Annotated in this window: 21 protein-coding genes; 13 read left to right on the forward strand and 8 right to left on the reverse strand. The window is 68.9% G+C overall.

The features are described 5' to 3' along the window. The first annotated feature begins 43 nt into the window (after nt 1-43). The 3 genes from NKT36_RS18450 (at nt 44) to NKT36_RS18460 (ending at nt 1,946) form a co-directional block, all read left to right on the forward strand. Nucleotides 44-520, forward strand: a complete 477-nt coding sequence (locus tag NKT36_RS18450; RefSeq protein WP_327053898.1) for a DUF6789 family protein — start codon at nt 44-46, stop codon at nt 518-520. 275 nt (nt 521-795) lie between these two features. Next, the gene (locus NKT36_RS18455; RefSeq protein ID WP_327053899.1) at nt 796-1,710 is read left to right on the forward strand and encodes a hypothetical protein; all 915 of its coding nucleotides are present in this window, start codon (nt 796-798) and stop codon (nt 1,708-1,710) included. A gap of 53 nt (nt 1,711-1,763) precedes the next feature. Continuing rightward, nucleotides 1,764-1,946, forward strand: coding sequence for a hypothetical protein (locus NKT36_RS18460; RefSeq protein WP_327053900.1), 183 nt, complete (start codon nt 1,764-1,766; stop codon nt 1,944-1,946). Nucleotides 1,947-1,985: 39 nt separating this feature from the next. On the opposite strand, the gene NKT36_RS18465 is transcribed toward NKT36_RS18460, so the two are convergent. Beyond that, on the reverse strand, nt 1,986-3,146 hold the full coding sequence (locus NKT36_RS18465) for a PrnB family protein (RefSeq protein WP_327053901.1): 1,161 nt from the start codon (nt 3,144-3,146) through the stop codon (nt 1,986-1,988). Nucleotides 3,147-3,408: 262 nt separating this feature from the next. On the opposite strand from NKT36_RS18465, the gene kynU reads away from it, so the two are divergent. Together kynU and NKT36_RS18475 are read left to right on the forward strand one after the other, a co-directional pair. Continuing rightward, nucleotides 3,409-4,695 (forward strand): kynureninase, encoded by a 1,287-nt coding sequence (kynU, locus tag NKT36_RS18470; protein ID WP_327053902.1) that lies wholly within the window; start codon nt 3,409-3,411, stop codon nt 4,693-4,695. A gap of 235 nt (nt 4,696-4,930) precedes the next feature. Continuing rightward, complete coding sequence (locus NKT36_RS18475) at nt 4,931-6,613, forward strand: acyl-CoA synthetase (protein WP_327053903.1); 1,683 nt, start codon at nt 4,931-4,933, stop codon at nt 6,611-6,613. Nucleotides 6,614-6,724: 111 nt separating this feature from the next. Here the strand turns inward: NKT36_RS18475 and NKT36_RS18480 are convergent, their stop codons facing one another. Next, nucleotides 6,725-6,952 (reverse strand): HalOD1 output domain-containing protein, encoded by a 228-nt coding sequence (locus NKT36_RS18480; RefSeq protein WP_327053904.1) that lies wholly within the window; start codon nt 6,950-6,952, stop codon nt 6,725-6,727. A 293-nt stretch (nt 6,953-7,245) separates the two neighbouring features. Here NKT36_RS18480 and NKT36_RS18485 point away from each other — a divergent pair, with 293 nt between their 5' ends. Continuing rightward, entirely contained in the window at nt 7,246-7,935 is a 690-nt protein-coding gene (locus NKT36_RS18485; RefSeq protein WP_327053905.1) for a DUF7504 family protein, read from the forward strand. Nucleotides 7,936-7,947: 12 nt separating this feature from the next. On the opposite strand, the gene NKT36_RS18490 is transcribed toward NKT36_RS18485, so the two are convergent. Then, nucleotides 7,948-8,745, reverse strand: coding sequence for a DNA polymerase sliding clamp (locus tag NKT36_RS18490; RefSeq protein ID WP_327053906.1), 798 nt, complete (start codon nt 8,743-8,745; stop codon nt 7,948-7,950). A gap of 112 nt (nt 8,746-8,857) precedes the next feature. Here NKT36_RS18490 and NKT36_RS18495 point away from each other — a divergent pair, with 112 nt between their 5' ends. After that, nucleotides 8,858-9,445 (forward strand): hypothetical protein, encoded by a 588-nt coding sequence (locus NKT36_RS18495; protein WP_327053907.1) that lies wholly within the window; start codon nt 8,858-8,860, stop codon nt 9,443-9,445. 7 nt (nt 9,446-9,452) lie between these two features. Here NKT36_RS18495 and NKT36_RS18500 read toward each other — a convergent pair whose 3' ends face one another. Together NKT36_RS18500 and NKT36_RS18505 are read right to left on the reverse strand one after the other, a co-directional pair. Beyond that, the gene (locus NKT36_RS18500) at nt 9,453-10,106 is read right to left on the reverse strand and encodes a helix-turn-helix domain-containing protein (protein ID WP_327053908.1); all 654 of its coding nucleotides are present in this window, start codon (nt 10,104-10,106) and stop codon (nt 9,453-9,455) included. Between the two features lie 126 nt (nt 10,107-10,232). After that, a complete protein-coding gene (locus tag NKT36_RS18505; RefSeq protein WP_327053909.1) occupies nt 10,233-10,913 on the reverse strand; it encodes a helix-turn-helix domain-containing protein in 681 nt (226 codons plus the stop codon). Nucleotides 10,914-11,090: 177 nt separating this feature from the next. Between NKT36_RS18505 and NKT36_RS18510 the strand changes: the two genes are divergently transcribed. Continuing rightward, nucleotides 11,091-11,618, forward strand: coding sequence for a GNAT family N-acetyltransferase (locus NKT36_RS18510; RefSeq protein WP_327053910.1), 528 nt, complete (start codon nt 11,091-11,093; stop codon nt 11,616-11,618). Between the two features lie 12 nt (nt 11,619-11,630). Here NKT36_RS18510 and NKT36_RS18515 read toward each other — a convergent pair whose 3' ends face one another. Continuing rightward, nucleotides 11,631-12,704: a hypothetical protein gene (locus NKT36_RS18515; protein ID WP_327053911.1), complete on the reverse strand. Its 1,074-nt coding sequence runs from the start codon at nt 12,702-12,704 to the stop codon at nt 11,631-11,633. Between the two features lie 198 nt (nt 12,705-12,902). Here NKT36_RS18515 and pabB point away from each other — a divergent pair, with 198 nt between their 5' ends. Both pabB and NKT36_RS18525 read left to right on the forward strand, forming a co-directional pair. Beyond that, nucleotides 12,903-14,444, forward strand: coding sequence for an aminodeoxychorismate synthase, component I (gene pabB, locus NKT36_RS18520; RefSeq protein ID WP_327053912.1), 1,542 nt, complete (start codon nt 12,903-12,905; stop codon nt 14,442-14,444). Further along, on the forward strand, nt 14,444-15,055 hold the full coding sequence (locus NKT36_RS18525) for an anthranilate synthase component II (protein ID WP_327053913.1): 612 nt from the start codon (nt 14,444-14,446) through the stop codon (nt 15,053-15,055). Before pabB ends, NKT36_RS18525 begins: the two co-directional genes overlap by 1 nt. Here the strand turns inward: NKT36_RS18525 and NKT36_RS18530 are convergent, their stop codons facing one another. After that, complete coding sequence (locus NKT36_RS18530) at nt 15,056-15,934, reverse strand: bifunctional 5,10-methylenetetrahydrofolate dehydrogenase/5,10-methenyltetrahydrofolate cyclohydrolase (RefSeq protein WP_327053914.1); 879 nt, start codon at nt 15,932-15,934, stop codon at nt 15,056-15,058. Nucleotides 15,935-16,113: 179 nt separating this feature from the next. Between NKT36_RS18530 and NKT36_RS18535 the strand changes: the two genes are divergently transcribed. Beyond that, nucleotides 16,114-16,377: a hypothetical protein gene (locus NKT36_RS18535; protein ID WP_327053915.1), complete on the forward strand. Its 264-nt coding sequence runs from the start codon at nt 16,114-16,116 to the stop codon at nt 16,375-16,377. A 148-nt stretch (nt 16,378-16,525) separates the two neighbouring features. On the opposite strand, the gene NKT36_RS18540 is transcribed toward NKT36_RS18535, so the two are convergent. After that, nucleotides 16,526-17,866 carry a glycine cleavage T C-terminal barrel domain-containing protein gene (locus NKT36_RS18540; RefSeq protein ID WP_327053916.1) on the reverse strand — a complete coding sequence of 447 codons (1,341 nt, stop codon included), beginning with the start codon at nt 17,864-17,866 and terminating at the stop codon, nt 16,526-16,528. Nucleotides 17,867-18,189: 323 nt separating this feature from the next. On the opposite strand from NKT36_RS18540, the gene NKT36_RS18545 reads away from it, so the two are divergent. Further along, nucleotides 18,190-19,101: a DMT family transporter gene (locus NKT36_RS18545; protein WP_327053917.1), complete on the forward strand. Its 912-nt coding sequence runs from the start codon at nt 18,190-18,192 to the stop codon at nt 19,099-19,101. Nucleotides 19,102-19,202: 101 nt separating this feature from the next. After that, nucleotides 19,203-19,385, forward strand: a complete 183-nt coding sequence (locus tag NKT36_RS18550) for a hypothetical protein (RefSeq protein ID WP_327053918.1) — start codon at nt 19,203-19,205, stop codon at nt 19,383-19,385. Nucleotides 19,386-19,389: the final 4 nt, after the last annotated feature.

A 19,389-nucleotide genomic window follows, 5' to 3' on the forward strand; every position in this document is an offset into this window, starting at 1 on the left:
CCGCCCACTGATTTATTGGTGGCGATGACGTAGTCCGTCCACCATGGACCCAGTCCGGAGCAGTCTCGGCGGTGGCGTCGCCGGGACAGGCGTGTTGACCATCCTGTTGCTGGTCGGCGACGTGCTGCTTGGTGGGTACGACTTCTTCCTCTTCGCGACCGTCGAGAACCTCTGTGCCGTCGGCCCGCCGCTGTGTCTCGCCGGCGGTACCACGGCGACACTGCTGACGTATCTCGTGTACGTCGTGCTGTTCGCGATCGCGTGGCCGCTGTTCTTCGCCGGATTCACGTGGGGGCTGCCGGGCGAATCCGGCGTCACACACGGCCTCGTGTTCGCGCTCGTCCTCTGGACCGGGTACGCGACCACCGTCGTCTACCAGATCGAACTCGCTGACCTGACGCTCGTCGATGGATTCCCGTTGCTGCTGGGCACGCTGCTCGCCTACCTCGGCTACGGGCTCGTGCTCGGCGGCGTGTACGACCGACTCGCCGAACACCGAACGTTCACTACCGCAGGGTAGAGCAGACGAGAACTCGATTCACGTTCCGGGCGCGGCGCGAGCGTGCGACCACGGTCGACGGCCGAGACCCGGGGTACGACGCGGGCGAGACGGCGTTCCATCCCGCTCCATCGGCCGGGGGACGTTCCTCACGGGGACGGTGTAGGCGTCCGGCGACCGCTCCTGGGACGCCAGCAGCACCGGGAACGACGGGCCCTTTCAGAGGCGGTCACCCGCGGTACCGCGGCGGCCGCTCCCAAAGAAATTTGTCACGTTGACGGTTTGTTCCACTCAGGATGGAGCGTCTCGAAGACGTCTACGGGCACGAACCCGGGGAGACCGACGACTCTCGCTTCGCTCTCTCCCCGGAAGCGTACGCCGTCGACCTCCTCGCCGTCGCCGCCGTCGCGGTCGTCCTCGTGCTGGTCATGGAAACGCGCGCGCCGTTCCGCACCTCGCTCGTCCTCGACTACGCCGACCCGGCGCTCCACGCGCTCTACACCACCCACTTCGTCCACGGTTCGACGGCCCACCTCCGCGGCAACCTGACCGCCTACCTCGTCGTCGTCCCGCTCACCTACCTCGTCAGCCTCGAGGCGGGCCGCCACCGCGAGTTCCGCCGCGGCTTCCTCGCCGTCCTCTTCGTCGTCCCGCCGCTCGTCTCGCTGGTGAGCCTGTTCGGCCTGGACCTCGCCGTCGAGGCGCTGCTGGACTTCGACCCGGACGTACAGACCAGCCGCGGCTTCTCGTCGCTGGTCGGCGCGTTCGCCGGCGTGCTCCTCGTCGCGACCGCCGACCTCCTGCGGACCGCCACCGACCGGGACGGCCCGCTCTGGCCCGTCGTCGGCGTCCTGTTCTGTTACGGACTGGCGGTCGCGTTCCTCGACGTCTTCCGCTACACCGCGGGTCCGCTCGCGGTCGTGCTGGTGGCGCTGCCGCTGCTGTACGCCGTCTGGCTGCTCCGGACGGTCGAACGGGTCTACCGACTCCGAGAGACCGTCCTGTCGGCCGACGCGGTCCGGCGGCGACCGGTGGCACTGGGACTGCTCGTAACGAGCGCGGTCGTCTCCGGGTGGGCCGTGGCGAAACTGCTGGCGTTCCCGCCGTTCGCCGGCGGAACGAACACGCTGGCGCACCTGACTGGGTTGCTGCTCGGCGTCTGCTGTTCCGCGCTGCAACTGGGGGAGCTTCGACCGCGGGACCTCCGTTAGCGCGCGCGGTCCGGTACGTCCACGTCCAAGTGATAGACCTGTCCACCTACTGTATGCACAGTATCCGGATGATGCTGTTCGGTATCGCCATCGCCCTCGCCAGCGGTTTCTTGCTTCTCGGTCAACTGACGACCGGAGTGACCTACAGCCTGGGTGACAGTTCGATGACCCTGGGTGTCGTCCTCGGACTCGTCATCGTCCCGGTCGGACTGGTGGCCGGTTTCGGCGACGAGTAGGACCTGACGCTGCACGCCGGCGGCCCGCGTCCACGGTTCTCACCCTGCGAACCCTGACAGTCCGGCCTCGCGGGTGTCGTCGATGAACGAGGTGAGGTAGCGGCCGAAGGGCGTGCCGCCCGTTCCCTCCTGTTCGTCGACCTGCCCGACGAGGTAGGTCTCGACGACGTCGACGTGGTGCTCGCGGAAGGTGACCATGCGGTCGATGCAGTCGTCGTACGCCTCGCGGAGGTCGTCGCCCGCGGTCGCGGCGAAGTCCCGAACGTCTGGTCCGCGGTCGGCCGCCTCGACGAACGCGCGGTGACCCGGCGGCATGTCCCGCCGGAGTTCCAGGAGGTGGTCCACGAGCGGATTGTCGCCGTGGTCGACCCCGAGCGCGGCGTCGAGCGCGGGGAAGATGCTCGACTGCGCGCCGGACGCGCCGCGGAACGACTGCGAGCCGTCGAGGGCGTCGACGCCATCGTATCGGACGCCGGAGATGGACCCGAGGTACGGCCGGACCCCCTGGCCGTACGCCTCGGGGTCGTTGCGCTCCGGCATCCGGTCGAGGATGCGGGTGACGTCGTCCAGGGCGTCCGCAATCGTCCCCAGTGCCTCCCGGACCCGCTCCTCGTCGTCGTCGCGGACGCCCTGCTGTGCGTCGCCGATGGCACCGACGGCCGGCCCGGCGGCGCTCTCGATGGCGACGTGGACGGCGACGAACCACCGCTCGTCCTGGACGTCGAAGAACCGTGCGAGCGGGGCCACGTTGGGTGGACTCGTCCCCCCGTTCGTGTCCTCGCGCGTCCAGTTGTGCAGCACGTAGGCGTCGTAGGAGAGCACGGGCGTCCGGCCGAGCCGGTCGGTCGCTTCGTAGAGCGGGACGGCGACGCCAGCGGGAATCGCGTCGACCGTCGGAGCGTCGTTCCTGTGCACGTACGCGTTCGCGAGGAGGCCGGCGACGGTGTAGACCCGGTGCAGTTCGCGCCGGGACAGGTCGTCGAACGCCCCGGGTGGCGGCGCCTCCAGGTTCCGGACGGTCGGCCCGAGGCGGTCCCGCTCCAGCAGGTTCGAGAGGTCGTCGCCCGCCGTCTCGAGTCGGCGTAACCGGGGATGCCCCGCCGTTTCGAGCGACGCGAGCGGATCGATATCGGGGAGGAATCCCCGCTCCGGACTCACCCCGAACTGCTCGTGATCGAGCGTCTCGACCTGCTCGGACATGACGGGAACGGGAATCGACACGATGGTAGTAAAAGATGAAGGTCCGTTCAAGTACCATCTCTGCGGGTAACGTTACAGGGCCACACACTACTGGGTGCTGATGGTCGTTGTCCGCCTGTTTCTGTGGGTGGTGAACGTTACCGTCCACCGAAGGCGTAGATGGGTGTCTGCTCCCGGACGAAAGTGTCGCTCGCGGCGCGTGCAGGCGTCGCTCGACCCGGGAGTCCGAAAAAGACAACCGGGCGGGCGTCGGACTCCGACCATGGGCTACGAGTTCGAATCCGGGGTCGAGCACGCCCGCGAGCGCGACGCGGCGGCCTCGCTCGACTACCGGGAGCGGTTTCACCTCCCCGACGGTATCTATCTCGACGGCAACTCCCTCGGCCCGCTGTCGACCGACGCCGAGCAGATGCTCCAGCACGTCGTCGACGAGTGGCGCGACCTCGGCATCCGTGGCTGGACCGAGGGCGACCCGCCGTGGTTCTACTACGGGGAGCACGTCGGCGACCGCCTCGCCTCCCTCGTGGGAGCGCGCGAGGAGGAGGTCGTCGTGGCCAACTCCACGACCGTCAACATCCACACGCTCGTCGGCACCTTCCTCGACCGCTGCGAGCGCGAGGGCCGCGGTCGCAAGGTCGTCGTGAACGAACTCGACTTCCCGACCGACCACTACGCCATCCGCTCGCAGTTGCGCGTCCGCGGACTCGACCCCGACGAGCACCTGGTGGTCGTCGAATCGCGCGACGGGCGGACCATCCGCGAGGACGACGTCGCCGCCGCGCTCGACGAGCACGACGACGTCGGCATCGTGTTCATGCCCTCCGTCTTCTACCGCTCGGGCCAGCTGCTCGACGTCGAGCGCGTCACCGAACTCGCCCACGACCACGACGCCTACGCCGGCTTCGACCTCGCCCACTCCGTGGGCGTCGTCCCCCACTCGCTGGCCGACCGCGGCGTCGACTTCGCCGTCTGGTGTCACTACAAGTACCTGAACGCCGGGCCCGGCGCCGTCGCTGGCCTGTACGTCCACCGCGACTACCACGGCGAGGTGCCAACGCTCGCCGGCTGGTGGGGGCACGAGAAGGAGACGCAGTTCGAGATGCGGACCACCTACACGCCGGCGCAGTCGGCGGGCGCCTGGCAGACCGGCACCATCCCCATCCTGAGCGCCGCGCCCCTGGCTGGCGTGCTCGACGTCGTCGACGAGGCCGGCATCGAGGCGCTACGCGACCGCTCGCTCGAACTCACGGCGTACCTCGCCTACCTCGTGGACGAGCGCCTCCCCGACTGCACCGTCGGCACGCCGCGCGACCCCGAGCGGCGCGGCGGGCACGTCGCCGTCGAACACCCGGAGGCGTACCGCGTCAGCGAGGCGCTCACGGAGCGCGACGTCGTCGTCGACTTCCGCCCGCCGAACGTCGTCCGCGTCTGTCCGTCCCCGCTGTACGTCGGCTTCGAGGACGTCTGGAACGCCGTCGAACACCTCCGCGAGATCGTCGTCGGCCGCGAGTACGAACGCTTCGAGCGGCGTGGCGGCGGCGTGACCTGACCCGCACACCTGCCCCGCGTTCTCGGTGGGGCTCGCCTCCGGCCGTCCCGGTCTGCGACCGCTTTCGCCGCCGCTAGACTGCGCCTACCGGACCCCCGCCGTCGGTAAGCGGTCGTTACCGGTGACGGGCTGCCCCAACTCTCCGCTGCACGTGCCAGCAGCGAAAATTAGCGGCGTCGACCGTTGACGCAACCGTCGACACACTATTGTGTTATCGTGTCTCATACCCGTCGTCATGTTGGACGACCAGAGCATCCAGCGCCAGCACGTCCCTGTCGAGCGGTTCCCGGACCCGGCGAACCGCCCGGACCTCGTCCACGCGCTGCCGGAACTCCACTACCCCGAGCGCCTCAACGCGGCGACGGGGTTCGTCGACCGGCACGTCGAGGCCGGCCGCGGCGACGCTCCCGCCATCCACTTCGAGGGCGAGACGATCACGTACGCCGACCTCCAGGAGCGGGTGGACCGACTCGGCAACGCCCTCCGGGGCGTCGGCGTCGAACCGGGCGAGCGCGTCTTCGTCCGCTTCCCGAACCGCCCGGAGTTCGCCGTCGGCGTCCTCGCGACCCAGAAGGTCGGCGCGATACCGGTCCCGTCGATGAAGCTCCTCCAGGCGAAGGAGGTGACCCACGTCGTCGAGGACGCCGGGACGACGACCGCGCTCGTCCACGACGGCCTCCTCGACCCCGTCGAGGCGGCGATGGCGGAGTCCGACGCGCTAGAGACGGTCGTCGTCGCCGACCGGGCGGGCGTCGACCACGACTACCGCGACTACGACGCCCTCGTCGCCGACGCCGCGCCGGCCCTCGACACCGCCGACACCCGTCGCGACGACCTCTCGATGCTCGCGTACACGAGTGGGACGACCGGCCGCCCGAAGGGGACCATCCACACGCACCGCCAGATGCTCGCCATCGCAGACGGGTACGCCCGCTACTGCCTCGACCCGTCGCCGGACGACGTCTTCACCGGGAACCCGCCGCTGGCGTTCACCTTCGGATACGGGATGCTCGTCGCGTTCCCGCTCCGGTTCGGCGCGAGCACCGTCCTCGTCCAGGACCCCGGACCCGACGACCTGCTCGACGCCGTCGAGGCTCACGACGTCACCGTCATCGGGTCCATCCCCACCGCCTACAACGAACTGCTCGGCGACCACGCCGACCGTCTCACAGACGTGGACGCCTCCTCGCTGCGCCTCGGCGTGAGCGCCGGGGAGCCGCTGCCGCCGAGCACCTTCGAGGGCATCGAAGACGCGCTCGGCATCGAACTCCTCGACGGCATCGGGACGACGGAGATGCTGCACATCTTCGTCAGTCACCGCGACGGCGACGACGTCGACCCGTCGGCGACCGGGTTCCCCGTCCCCGGATACGAGTGCAAGGTCGTCGACCCTGACTCCGGCGAAGCGGCCGACCGCGGCGAGGCGGGCCTGCTCGCCGTGCGCGGCCCGACCGGCGTCGACTACTGGGACCGCCCGGACGAGCAGGCGGGCGCCGTCCGCGACGGCTGGAGCGTCCCGGGCGACGTGTTCGTCTACCGCGACGACGGCCGCTTCGAGTACAAGTCCCGACGGGGGGACCTCATCATCGCCAGCGGCTACAACGTCCCCGGCCCCGAGGTCGAGAACGTCCTCCAGGAGCGCGAGGAGGTGTACGTCGCCGCCGTCGTCGGCAGCCCCGACGGCCAGGGCGGCACTGTCGTCAAGGCGTTCGTCGTCACGGCAGAGAGCCACGACCCCTCTCCGGACCTGACCGACTCGTTGCAGTCGCACGTCAAAGAGCGCATCGCCCCCTACAAGTACCCGCGCGAGGTCGAGTACGTCGACGACCTCCCGACGACCGAGACCGGCAAGATACGGCGCGAGCGCCTCCGCGAGCGGGAACGGGAGCGGTACGGGGGGGTAGCCGGCGGTCGCTGAAGTTGCGGCTGTAACGACGCTCGGCGACCCGCGTCCTCCCGGGTCACGCGCGGCAACGGCACCGCGTTCGCAGTGGATGGGTCCGGGTCTAAGCAGACGAGGCCTGCGTTCTCAGTGGTCGTCCGTGGGCTCTATCCGGACGTCACCGTCGGAGGTGACGGTCACGACGTGGTCGACGTACTGGAACGTGACCTGGCCCGAATCGGTCCGGAACAGGTCGTCGAGCGCATCGAGGTCGACCGTCTCGTAGAGCGGTTGTCCCTCGGCTTCGTCGATACCTTCGAAGTCGGAGATCGCGCGAAGCACGGCTTCGCTCAGTCGCTTCTCGGTGTCAGACATGTACCCACTCGTCCTCTATGGAGAGTCCCAACCACTTGTGCAAAAAGCGTGCCTATCCGTGGCGGCGACCGCCTGAAGTAGGGGCCGATAACCCCACTCTCCAGGGAGTCCCTCCTGTCCGTTCCGGTTCGGTTCGGCGAGTGCCCTCCCGTGCTGCTGGTCTTTCTTGTCGAACGGACGGGGGACTGCACGTTTCCGGTGCCGACGACGTCCTGCCGCGGACCTGTCCCAGTTCGAGATAATCGCCATCAGGAATAAGTACTGTGAGCTTACTGGTCTTCTTTACGATAGTTATGCTCCCCTCCCGATCGCCGCTTCGCGGCGACGACGCTCCGCCGGACATCGACACCTACCTCCAGCGACTCAAACGGCAGGGGAGCCTCCTGCTCGTCACCGGCACCGTCGACGAGACGATATCGGGTATCGCGACGCGCCGTCTCCTCGGCGACCCGCACTGCGACCGGAAGCGCGTGCTCGCGTTCGCCGACGCCGTCTCCGACGACTACGTCGACTACTGTCTCCCTTCCGGGACGACCAGGCGTGACGCGGACGTCCGGGTCGCCACGCCGGACGGCACGCGACGCGGCGATCCGGAATCGGAGGGCGACGCCGCCGGACGCGTCGACCGGACGGACGCCGAGCGCCTCCGGCGAGGACTGACGCGGGCGATCGCCGGTTTCGACGCGAACGTCGACCTGGACCCGGCCGAACTCCGGGTCGGCGTCGTGACGCTCGTGCCGTTCCTCGACGCGACCGATCGGTCAGGGGTCGAGCGTCTGGTCCGGACGCTCGGGGAGATAGTTCGCGGCCTCGACGGGATGGCCCACGTCCACCTGCCGGTGGCCGACACCGCGCCGGTCGTCGACGACCTGTCGCCGCTGTTCGACGCGCGCATCGAACTCCGACAGCGGGAGACCTTCCTTCCGGAACAGCGCTGGCACGTCCCCCGGTACGGCATCACGACCGTCTGGACGGAGATCTGACGCGGCCCGTCGTCAGCGGCTGGCGATCCGCGGCGCGACCTGGTACCTGACGCTCCCGTCACCGCCGGCGAACTCGTACCGTGCCTCGAGCGGCTGCTCGGTGCCGAGCTGGAGGGTCACCTCGACGTCGCCCGGTAGCTCGCCGTCGATGTCGCGCAGGTAGTCGACGGAGAACAGCGAATGGGCGTCGCCGGGCTCGAACGCGACGCAGTCCGCCGCGTCATGCGTCAGGGAGACGTCGTCGGTGTCGCCGTCCGCCGTGGCGTAGAACCGCTCCTCGCCCGCGTCGATGCCGAAGGCGACGTGGTCGGACACCATGTCGGCAGCCTCCACCGCGCGATGTATCTCGTCGCCGGCGAGCACCACCTCGCCGCTGTGGTCGAACGTCATCGCGTCGGTGTCCGGCGGCGACCGGACCGACTCCGGGTCGACGAGTCCCAGCGTGTACTCCAGGTCGCCGACGGCGATGTCGAGGGTGCGCGTCTCGGCGTCGAGTCGCACCCTCACGAGCTGTCCCCGGTCGGCCATGCCGACGACCTCGCCCAGGCGGGTCAGGTCGACGCCGAGTCGCCCGCCGGTCGCGTCGTACGACTCGAACGCTTCGGCCGGCAGTTCGAGGTCGACGGCGGCGACCGTCGCGGGGTCCATCGCCGCGATGCGGATGCCGTCGGCGTCGAGGCGGACGCGACACTCGTCGACGACCGTCCTGACGAGCGCGACTGTTCGCTGTATCGTTTCGGCGTCGACGACCGCGTGGAACGCCGATTCCGCTGCTCCGTTCGAGCCGACCTCCCGCTCGGTAGTGGCCATGACATGTCGTGCTACCTACTGTTGTATAATGGTTTCGCCGCAACTGGCGTTGATAATCTGAAATGGGTTATCGTTATATGTGTAGAAACCCGATGGTAACCCGAAATAGATTATGGCTGGCGACGAACGCGACCGCGGCATCCTCAGCGAGTCGGACAGGAAGTACCTCCGGGGCGAGACGACCCTGGGGAGCGTCCAGTCGGAGCGGAACACGCGCGCTCGCATCCGCGACCGCGTGTACGACGCGCTCCTCGACTTCGAACTCCTCGTCGACCGACTGGACGACCACGACCGACGGCTCGTCTTCGAGAATCGCCCGGAGGGAACCGAGACGTTCGACGCGCTGGTGTCCGCGGTCGCGTTCTGCTACCGGGCGACGAGCGACACCGGCCTGGACTTCGAGACGGTCCTGACGGAGGGCATCAACGTCGCCGAGGCGAAAGCGGACCGCGCCGCGACGGTCCAGTTCGACCTGACGTTCCAGAGCCTCACCGTCGACCAGCTACGCACCAAGCTGGAACGCGGGAAGGAACTGACGCTCACCGAACTCGCGTACCTCCACGAGAGCGACGACGTCCGGATGGACGAACTGGCGCACTACTTCGCCGACTCCGAGGACGCGACGGCGGAGATCGACGACGGACGGATCCAGTCGAAGGTCACGAGCTTCGGCGCTGACGGTACGTCCGACGGCGATTGACCAGCCGTCACTCCTGGTCGTCCACCAGGACCTCCTCGATGAGGCGGGCGGAGCCGCGCTTGAGGCGTCCGCTGGCCGCCGTCCGCGAGACGCCGAGCAGCGACGCGACCTCCTCGAGGCTCGTCTCGCGCGGGTCGTCGTAGTAGCCGTTCCGGTAGGCGGTCACCAGCGCCTCTATCTGGGACCCCGTCAGGCCGAACGCCGACTGGGGGTCGCTGTCCTCTATCTGCTGCACTTCGAGGACGTCCAGCCGTATCGACCGCTCGTCGGCGTACTCGTCGAGCGCGTACAGCGAGGCGTGGTCGACGAGGTGCAGGTGGAGCCGCCAGCCGTTGGAGTGGCTGCGCGAGTCGAGCGTGAGCGCGCCCATCTCCGTGGTCGCCGGCGAGATCAGCTTCGTCTGTTCGCTGTACTCGATGCGGTACGTTCGGCGGTCGTCGGACTCGGCGACCGTCGCGAAGTCGTCGACGGTGTGGTCCTCCTCCAGCGCCGCCTCCACCTCGTCGAAGTCGGGCGCTTCGATCCAGAAGTAGTGCACGTCGTGCTGTGGGTCGGTGCTCGCGTCGGAGACGACGCCGATGTCGGCGTGTGGGAGCGAGCGGATCGTGTGGACTAGCGCCAGGTCCGGATGCTCCACGTACACTTGAGTCGATATCACCATCGTTCTCCCCTTCGAAGACCGTCTCGTCCCTCACGCGTCAGACCGCCGTTCGTCTGGCAGGTGGGGGGAGATACGGTAGCATTGCACAAACTTCTTTGGAATAGTTAAATTCCCTATCGTTATGGTTTACCGTTCGGGTGGGTCCACGACGAGGCTGCCGCCGATGAGCGCCTTCATCCCCCGCTTGAGCCGCCCCGCGACCGCCGACGGCGAGTGGTCGAGCGAGTCGGCGAGTTCCTGGAGGGAGGTCTCGCGCGGTTCGGCGAAGTACCCCTGTTCGTAGGCCGCGAGCAGCGCCGTCCGTTGTTCGTCCGTGAGCGCGTCGGCCGCGGGGTAGGTCGTGTCGACGGACCCCTGCTTGCGGAGGTCGAGCACCTCCAGTTCGAACCCCTCGTCGCGAGCGAACTGCCAGATCGCGTGCACCGCCTCGCGGTCGGGCAGCAGCCAGCGTTCGTGCCAGCCGCGGAGGCCCGACCCGGGTGCCGAACTCCGCGCGTCCACGACGAACCCTCCCTCGCCGGTCACCCGCGGGCCGAGCAGCTTCGTCTCCGGGGCGAACTCGATGCCCCACAGGTTCCGGTCCTCGAACTCGGGCATCGGCGTCACCTCGCGCACCGTGTGGTCGCGTTCGAGCACCGCCTGCACCTCCTCGGGACCGTCGTGGTCGAGCGCGAGGAAGTACCGGTTCCGCTGTGGTTCCGTGCTCGCCTCGCGGACGACCGTGACGTCGAGGTCCGGGAGGTCGCGGAGGGTGTCGGCGAGCGCTCCGTCCTCGTGCGCGAACCTGATCTCGGTGATGGTAGCCATCGTGGTGGTCACGGCCGTTCAGTACGATAACGCGGACCACCCCCTTGATTCTGTTGCACTCCCAGAACACCGCGGGAACGTTCGACTCCGACCGACGAACTGCCGGGTGCGTCGGACCGCGGACCGAGAACGGAACGTTTCGGAACGGATAAATGAAGGCTAGCGCCCAGTTCGAACATGCCTGGCCCCGCTTTCACGACCGGCGACGACGTCTCCCTCCACCCCATCGAGGCCGAAGACCACGAGTTCGTCCAGTACGGCCGCAACCACCCCGATGTGCGGGTGCCGCTCCTGGACACCGCCATCCGGTCGACCGACGACGTCGCGGAGGAACTCGACGACGCCGAGTACCGGTTCCTCGTCTGTCGGTCGGGCGACGACCCGGAACCCGTCGGTGTGGTCGCGTTCGGGTGGGTCGCCGAATCGAAGCAGGTCGGGTTCCTGATGTACTGGATAGCGCCCGAACACCAGGGGAACGGCTACGTCACCGAGGCGGCGGAGCTGTTTCTCGACTACGCGTTCCGCGAGCGCGGCTTCCACAAGGTCAACGCGCACGTGGCCGCGTCGAACGACGCGTCCGCCGCCGTGCTGGAGAAGCTCGGCTTCGAGCACGAGGGAACCCGCCGTCAGGAGTGCTTCGTCGACGGTGCCTGGGAGGACGAACACCTGTACGGCCTGCTCGCCGACGAGTGGTTCGACGGCTGAGGAGTCCAGCCGTTACGGTCGCGATTTCGTCGCGGAGGCCGCGCGGAGACGGTCGACGACCTCCTCTCGCGTGATGGTGCGCTCTGCCTCCGTGGCGAGTCGCCCGACGACCAGGTCGAGCAGGTTGAGCTCCTGCAGCATGTCGAGCGCGTCCTGGTGGTCTACGTCGATCTCGCGCCTGACCTCGCAGATCGTGTTCGACTGCTTCACCGTCTCGATGAGGGTCTCGACGGTGACGTCGTCCGGGAGTCCGACGCCGTCCGAGAGGACGACCTGCTGCTGTGTGCCGGCCGCGACGTCGGTCGCTCCGTTCCCGGCACGCGCCGTCGGGCCAGTCTCCCCGTCGTTCCGTCCCTCGTCGTCCTGCCCGCCGACCTCCGACTCTTCGACCTCGTCCTCTGCGTCGTCGCCCGTCGCGTACGAGTTCGGCTGGTGGATGTCGAAGTCGATCATGTACCGCCGGACCGTCTCCGCGGTCACGTCCATGTCCAGTTCGTCGGCCATCTCGGCGAACGTTTCGCAGGAATCGTACACCGCCGACAGCAGTTCGGGGTCCCTGAACGGCGGCAGATCGTTGTCGGAGACGTGGGTCGACTTCGACGTGGTCGTCGACTCCGACGGGTCGGCTGCGCGGGCCGCCTCGTACGCCGAGCGGCCCGTCTTCTGGTCCGCCGTCCGTTCCTCGTTGAACTCGGACCCGTCCGGGTCGCGCCCGTCCCCCTCGGGCGCGCTCGACGGGGCGTCGCTGAGCCCGTCGGCGGGAGAGCCGTTCGTCCCGGGGGCCGTCGCCGAGAGGACGACCCTGACGGCGCCGTCGTCGGTGACCGACGCGCACGTGGGTTCGACGGCGACGTCGTAGTCGGACGCCGGGACCACCGACTCGGGCGACTCGATGCCGACGCGGAGCGTTCCGTCCGACCCGATGCTCGGGGTGGAGAGCGTCGCCTCTCCTACGGGGAGCGTGAGCTCGACGTCCGCGGTCAGGCTACCGCGGTCGGTGAGCGTGACGTCCTCGACCGCGTCCGCCACCTGTTCGCACTCGTCGAGAAACTGTCCCAGTTCCTGGAACGCTCCACCGATGGCCATGCTAGTAGCTACCACTCCACCCGCCCCCATGAATATCCCGTATGAATAGTGTTGGTATTTAAATACTCGCGGTCGATTTCGCCCGGCGACGGGTGGTTCGCGCGCGGCGTACGGCGCGCCGTCAGGCCACGAAAACGTTTTGGCGTACTCGACTCCATTCACACCACGACCAGTCCGAACCCGGACCGTGTCGGTACCATGTCCAGGGAAATCGCCCACGCGACGACCGAAGCCGAGTTCGTCGACACCGCCCGCCGGGGCGTCCGCGTCCCGGTCGAGGTCCGCGTCTCCGTCGACGACCCGTTCCTCGCCTACAGGCGCGCCCGCGACGGCCCGGACGCCGGGTCGGATGCGACGGAGTCCGGCGGCGTGTACCTCGAGACAACCGGCGGACAGTCCGGCTGGGGGTACTTCGCCGTCGACCCGGTCCGCAGGGTGCAGGTCGGGTCGGACCTCGCTACGAGGGGGGAGGTCGAGCCGTCGCCCTCCATCGCCGAACTCGCGTCGGTCCTCGACGGTGAGACGCTCGTCCGCGGCGACTGCGACGTTCCCTACCCCTGCGGCGCCTTCGGGTGGCTCTCCTACGACATCGCGCGGGAACTGGAGGACCTCCCCGAGACGACCGCCGACGACCGGGGACTCCCGCGCCTGCAACTCGGGGTCTTCGACCGGGTGGCCGCGTGGGAGGAGTCGCGACCGGACGGCGAAACCACGCTCCGCGTGACGGCGTGTCCCCGCGTCGGCGACGACCCGGTTCGGGCGTTCGAACGCGGCCGCGAACGCGCGCTCGAACTGGTCCGCGCCGCCACTGCGGGCGACGCCGAGGTGGGGCCGCCGCCGGTCAGGGCCGCGGACGCCACCTTCGAGAGCGACTGCTCGCGCGCCGAGTACGCCGACCGCGTCCGCCGCGTCCGCGAGTACGTTCGCGACGGCGACACGTTCCAGGCGAACGTCTCCCAGCGACTGCGCGCCCCTGCGGCCGTCCATCCGGTCGACGCGTACGCCGCCCTCCGCCGGGTGAACCCCGCGCCGTACTCGGGGCTCGTGGAGTTCCCCGGCGTCGACCTCGTGAGCGCGTCGCCGGAACTCCTGCTCGACGTCGAACCGGACGTCGACGACCGCCTCCGACTGCTCACCGAACCTATCGCCGGCACCCGGCCCCGGGGAGCGACCGAGGCCGAGGACGCTGCGCGGGAGCGCGACCTCCTCGGCGACGAGAAGGAGCGCGCCGAGCACGCGATGCTCGTCGACCTCGAACGCAACGACCTTGGGAAGGTCAGCGAGTACGGCAGCGTCGACGTCTCGGAGTACCGGCGCGTCGACCGCTACTCGGAGGTGATGCACCTCGTCTCGCTCGTCGAGGGGCGTCTGCGGTCCGAGAAGACGCTCGCGGACGCCGTGGCCGCCGTCTTTCCCGGCGGCACGATAACGGGAGCGCCCAAACCGCGAACGATGGAGATAATCGACGAACTCGAGGCGACCCGGCGCGGCCCCTACACGGGGTCCATCGGCGTCTTCGGCTTCGACGACCGGGCCACCCTCAACATCGTCATCCGGACGCTCGTCCGGCGCGAGGCGGAGTACTTCCTGCGCGTCGGCGCGGGCATCGTCCACGACTCGGTGCCGGAGGCCGAGTACGACGAGACGCTCGACAAGGGCCGGGCGCTCGTCCGCGCGCTCGACGAGGCGCTGGGCGAGCAGGCCGACCTCGCCGTCGCCGACGGGGAGGTGGCCGACTGATGGGGGTCCGCATCCTCGTCGTCGACAACTACGACTCCTTCGCGTACAACCTCGTCCAGTACGTCGGGGAAGCCGTCGACGCACCCGACGACGGCGAGGTGCTCGTCCGGCGCAACGACGCCGTCGACGCGGCGGGCATCCGCGACCTCGACCCGGACGGCATCGTCGTCTCGCCCGGTCCCGGGACGCCCGCCGAGGCCGGCGTCTCGGTGCCCGTGTTCCGCGACCTCGACTACCCGACGCTCGGGGTCTGTCTCGGCCACCAGGCGCTCTGTGCCGCCAACGGTGCGCCGGTCGGGCACGCCCCATCGGTCGTCCACGGCAAGCCCTCGACGGTCCGCCACGACGGCGCGGGCGTCTTCGCGGGCCTCCCCGACACCGTCACCGCCGGGCGCTACCACTCGCTGGCCGTCGAACGCGACGACCTCCCCGACCCGCTGGTCGAGACCGCCCGCACGGACGACGAGCGCGGCGTGGTGATGGGCGTTCGCCACGCCGACCGGCCCCACGTCGGCATCCAGTTCCACCCCGAAAGCATCCTCACGGACGAGGGGATGGCGCTGCTGGAGAACTTCGTCCGGCGGTTCTGCGGCGACGGCCCGGACGACTGACTACCCGTCTGCGCGCCGTTCCGCCGCGAGCGTGACGTTGTCGAGTAGCGCCGCCAGCGTCACCGGACCGACGCCGCCCGGCACCGGCGTTATCGCCGCCGCGGTCTCGCGCGCGCTCTCGTACTCGACGTCGCCGACGACGTCGACCGTACCGTCCTCCGTCTCCCGTCGGTTGGCACTCACGTCCACTACGACGGCGCCCGGCGCGAGCATCGACCCGTCGAGCAGTTCCGGCACCCCGCAGGCGGTCACGACGACGTCCGCCCGCCGGGTCGCCGCCGCCAGGTCCGCCGTGTGCGAGTGGCAGACGGTGACCGTCGCGTTCCCTCCTTCCGCGTCCTGCAGCAGGAGGTTCGCCAGCGGTTTGCCGATGACGGCGGAGCGGCCGACGACGACAACGTCCTGGCCGTCCAGTTCGACGCCGTAGTCGGCGAGCAGGCGACGGACCGCGGCCGGCGTCGCGGGTACGAACCGCGGGTCGCCCGCCACGAGTCGGCCGAGGTTCTCCGGGTGGAAGCAGTCGACGTCCTTCTGTGGGTCGACCCGTCGCCTGACGGCGGTGGTGTCGACGTGCTCCGGGAGCGGCGCCTGGACGAACACGGCGTCGACGGCGTCGTCGTCGGCGAGGTCCTCGACCGTGCGATAGAGGTCGGTCGCGGGTGCGTCGGGCGCGAGTCGCTCGTCCCGGGTCGCGATGCCCGCGTCGTCGCAGGCGGCGTGTTTCAGGTCCATGAAGCGTTCGTCGGCGGCCGCGTCGCTCATCAGCACGGTTCCCAGCGTCGGGGTGACGCCGCGACGCTGGAGGTCGCGCACTCGACTCGTCACGTCCTCGCGAATCGCCTCGGCGACGGGCTCGCCCAGCAGTCGTTCCGTCGGCACGGGTCGACCGTCGGCGGCGAGCGGCTTGTACCTTCGGCGGCGCTGAAGGGTCCCCCGCCGCCGGTCCCCGCGCCAAACCGCGAGTGGTTTGGTACCGTTCCTCGTGTTCGCGGCGGAGTCACGGGGGTGAGCCAGCCGGAACTGACAGAGTTTTACCGCACGACTCCCTAGGCAGTCCAATGACTCGCACGAACGTACCGCCAGGTCCGGACGCCCACAGCGCGTTCCGACTGGGCATCGCGGGGGCGGCGCTCGCCGCACTCGTCGGCGTGGGGCTGCTCTACTGGGTGGGTGAACTCGCGGTCGCACCGCTGGTTTTCACGCTGGTCGTCGGGATCCCGGTCTATCTCGTGTTCGTCGCCTCGTTGCTCAGCGTCTGGCTCGGCTTCGACAAGGGCGTCTCCGACCTCAGGCCGGTGTACAGCGAACGCAAGAGTCCCTGATCGTTCCATCGTCGGCTGGCTGCTTGCTCGCCGATCTACTGTGCGTCCGACGGTTCCGTTCCGGCAGGCGACTCGTCCAAATGCGGCTCGGCGCAGTCGGACGCCGAAAAAGCTGGTCGGTTTCAGTTCGGCTCGTCGCGGTGCGGAATCAGTTCGTCACGTCCTCTTTGGCGTGCATCTTGGCCTTCTCGCGGGCGCTCGGGTTCACCGACTCCTTGAACGGCACCTCGACGACGGTGGCGTGGACCGGCTCGCCGGGCTCCTCGGCGTACTTGTCCGGCAGGTGGACGTCGAACTCCTCGCCGATGTCGCTCTGTTCGGCCGGCACGAAGCCGAGCGCGATGTTGAGTTCGAGTTCGGGATTGTACCACGGCGACGTGACGTAGCCGACCTCCTCGCCGCTCTCGCGGTCCGAGATGAGCCAGAAGTCCGGCGCGTAGTCCGTGATGGGCTCGCCGCCGAGGCGCAGGCCGACCATCTTGAGGTTGAACGGGTATTCGCCGTTCTCGACGAGTTCCTTCTGCCGTTCGAGCTCCTCCTTGCCGATGTAGTCGGCCTCCTTGTCGTCGGGAACCTGGTAGGCCAGGTTGACCTGGAACGGCGACGTCTCGTGGTCCATGTCCTGGCCCCACGAGAGGATGCCCGCGGCGATGCGGCGGTGGTGGGCGGGCGCGACCTGCATGCCGCCGTGGTCGCGGACCGACTCCAGCGCCGGGTCCCAGACCCGCTCGGCGTTCTTCATCGCGTCGCGGACGTAGATCTCGAAGCCCTTCTCGCCCGAGAAGCCGGTCTGGCTGACCAGCACGGGTGCGCCGTTGATCTCCGCCTCCATCAGGCCGTAGTAGGGGATGTCCTTGACCTCCTCGCCGACCAGGTCGACCATGACGTCGACGGAGCGCGGGCCCTGGATCTGCATCGGCGCGACGTCGATCTCGTCGATCTCGACGTCGAAGTCCTTCCCGACGTTGACGCCCTGCAGCCACTGCATGAGCGTCGAGTCCGAGATGGAGAACCAGAACTCGTCTTCGGAGAGGCGCAACAGGACGGGATCGTTCAGGATGCCGCCGTCCTCGTTGCAGAGGATGACGTACTTGCCGTGCATCTCCTCGATCTCCGTCGCGTCACGGGTGATGACGTAGTTGACGATGTCCTCGGCGTCCGGCCCCTTCACGCGGATCTGGCGCTCGACGGCGACGTCCCACAGCGTGACGCGGTTGACCAGCGCGTCGTACTCCTCCATCATTCCGCCGTCCTCGGGCTTGACCATCCCCCGCGGGTGGTAGATGCGGTTGTACACCGTCGCACGCCAGGCGTCGTTCTCATCGAAGGACTTGTGGAAGAACGGTGACTTGCGGACGCGGGTCGAGACCAGCATCTCGATTCCGGGGTCGCCGGACTGCCGGAGGTTTCGCGGCAAGGTCCGGTCCGACTGGTCCACGCTCGGGTAGTTCGGGTGCTCCGCCTGCTGGGCTGGTTCGTTGTCTGACATCGTCAACCAGTGTCACCACCACCACCCATAAAATGGAGGTGTCATTTCCGTTCCGACCGCCGTCTCGACCGTCCTGGTGGACTGCTCTACCGCCCGAGAACGGAGGGTATGGGGCGTGATGCGCCTGCCGGCCGGTCGGGTGTGGTAACGCCCCGTTCGTCCATACGGCGCGAATACAATCCACTACCTGTGGGGTAAACTACACGTTGTGGTTTCACGACGAGCGGCGGCCCGCGGCGACGGACGTCCACGGCGCGCGCCGTCGCTCGGCCCCGACGTCCCGACACCGAAAACGGTACGCCGACGGGAGGAAAGTTTCGAACGTGCAGGAGTCTACGAAAGGGTCGCTGATGGTGCTGGGTGCGGCCGCCGGCTTCGGGACCATCGGCATCTTCGGCGAACTGGCCGTGGCCGTCGACCTGTCGTTCGCGACGCTACTGCCCTTCCGGTTCGCGTTCGCGACGCTGCTCGTGGTCGTCCTCGCTCGCGTCCGCGACTGGTCGTTCCCCGCGACCGCGCGAGAGTGGGGAGCGACGCTCGTCCTCGGCGTCGTCTACACCGCGATGACGTTGCTGTACTTCTTCTCGCTCAGGTACCTGACCGCGGGGCTCGCGACCATCGTACTGTACACGTACCCGGCCATCGTCGTCGCACTGTCTGCGGCGGTCCTGCGCGAGACCGTCACCCGCTGGACGGTGGGCGCACTCGCCCTGTCGCTGTCGGGCGTCGCGCTGGTCGTCGGCGCCGACACGTCCGGTGCAGCGCCGGCCGGCGTGGCCCTCGCGCTCGGCGCGGCGACCTGCTACGCCGTCTACACGGCCGCGAGTCGCGTCCTCGTGTCGACGCTCACGCCGCGCGCGCTCATGACCGGCGTCCTCGTCGGGACGACCGGCAGTATGGCCGTCTACGGCGCTATCACGAACGGCCTCGTGGCGCCCGCCGGCGGCCGCGAGTGGGCCATCGTCGTCGGCCTCGCGCTCGTCGGGACCGTCGCGCCGCTCGTACTCTTCTACGAGGGCGTCGAGCGACTGGCGGCGAGTCGGGTAGGCATCATCAGCACCGCGGAACCGGTGGTCACCGTCCTCCTCGGCGCGCTCCTCCTCGACGAGGTGGTGACGGCAGTCTCCGTCGCCGGCGGTGCCCTCGTCCTCGGCGGCGTCCTGCTCGTCCAGCGAACCCGCACCGCCACCCCCGATCGCACCGAACGCATGCCGACCGTCGACGGCGACCCCTGAACGCCCTCGACGGCCGTGTCACGGCCTGACGCGCCAATGCTCACCATCTTTGATTAGATAGTGCCACAATACTTTAATTCGCGCAGTTACAACTCTCGGCCATGGAACCGACAGCTAACCACACTGTTGCAGACGACCAGCTTCCGGACGACCAGCACGAATTCGAGAACTACCTCCCCGGCATGCCGACCCCGTCGACCGAACCCGGCCGTTTCGAGCGGTTCGTCACGCGGCTGTTCCGCCGTCGCGGCGGCCTCCGCAGGGTCGTCCGCAATCGGTACTGATCTC

Origin of the sequence: Halomicrococcus gelatinilyticus (genome assembly GCA_024227995.1) — an archaeon.
GTDB classification, from domain to species: domain Archaea; phylum Halobacteriota; class Halobacteria; order Halobacteriales; family Haladaptataceae; genus Halomicrococcus; species Halomicrococcus gelatinilyticus.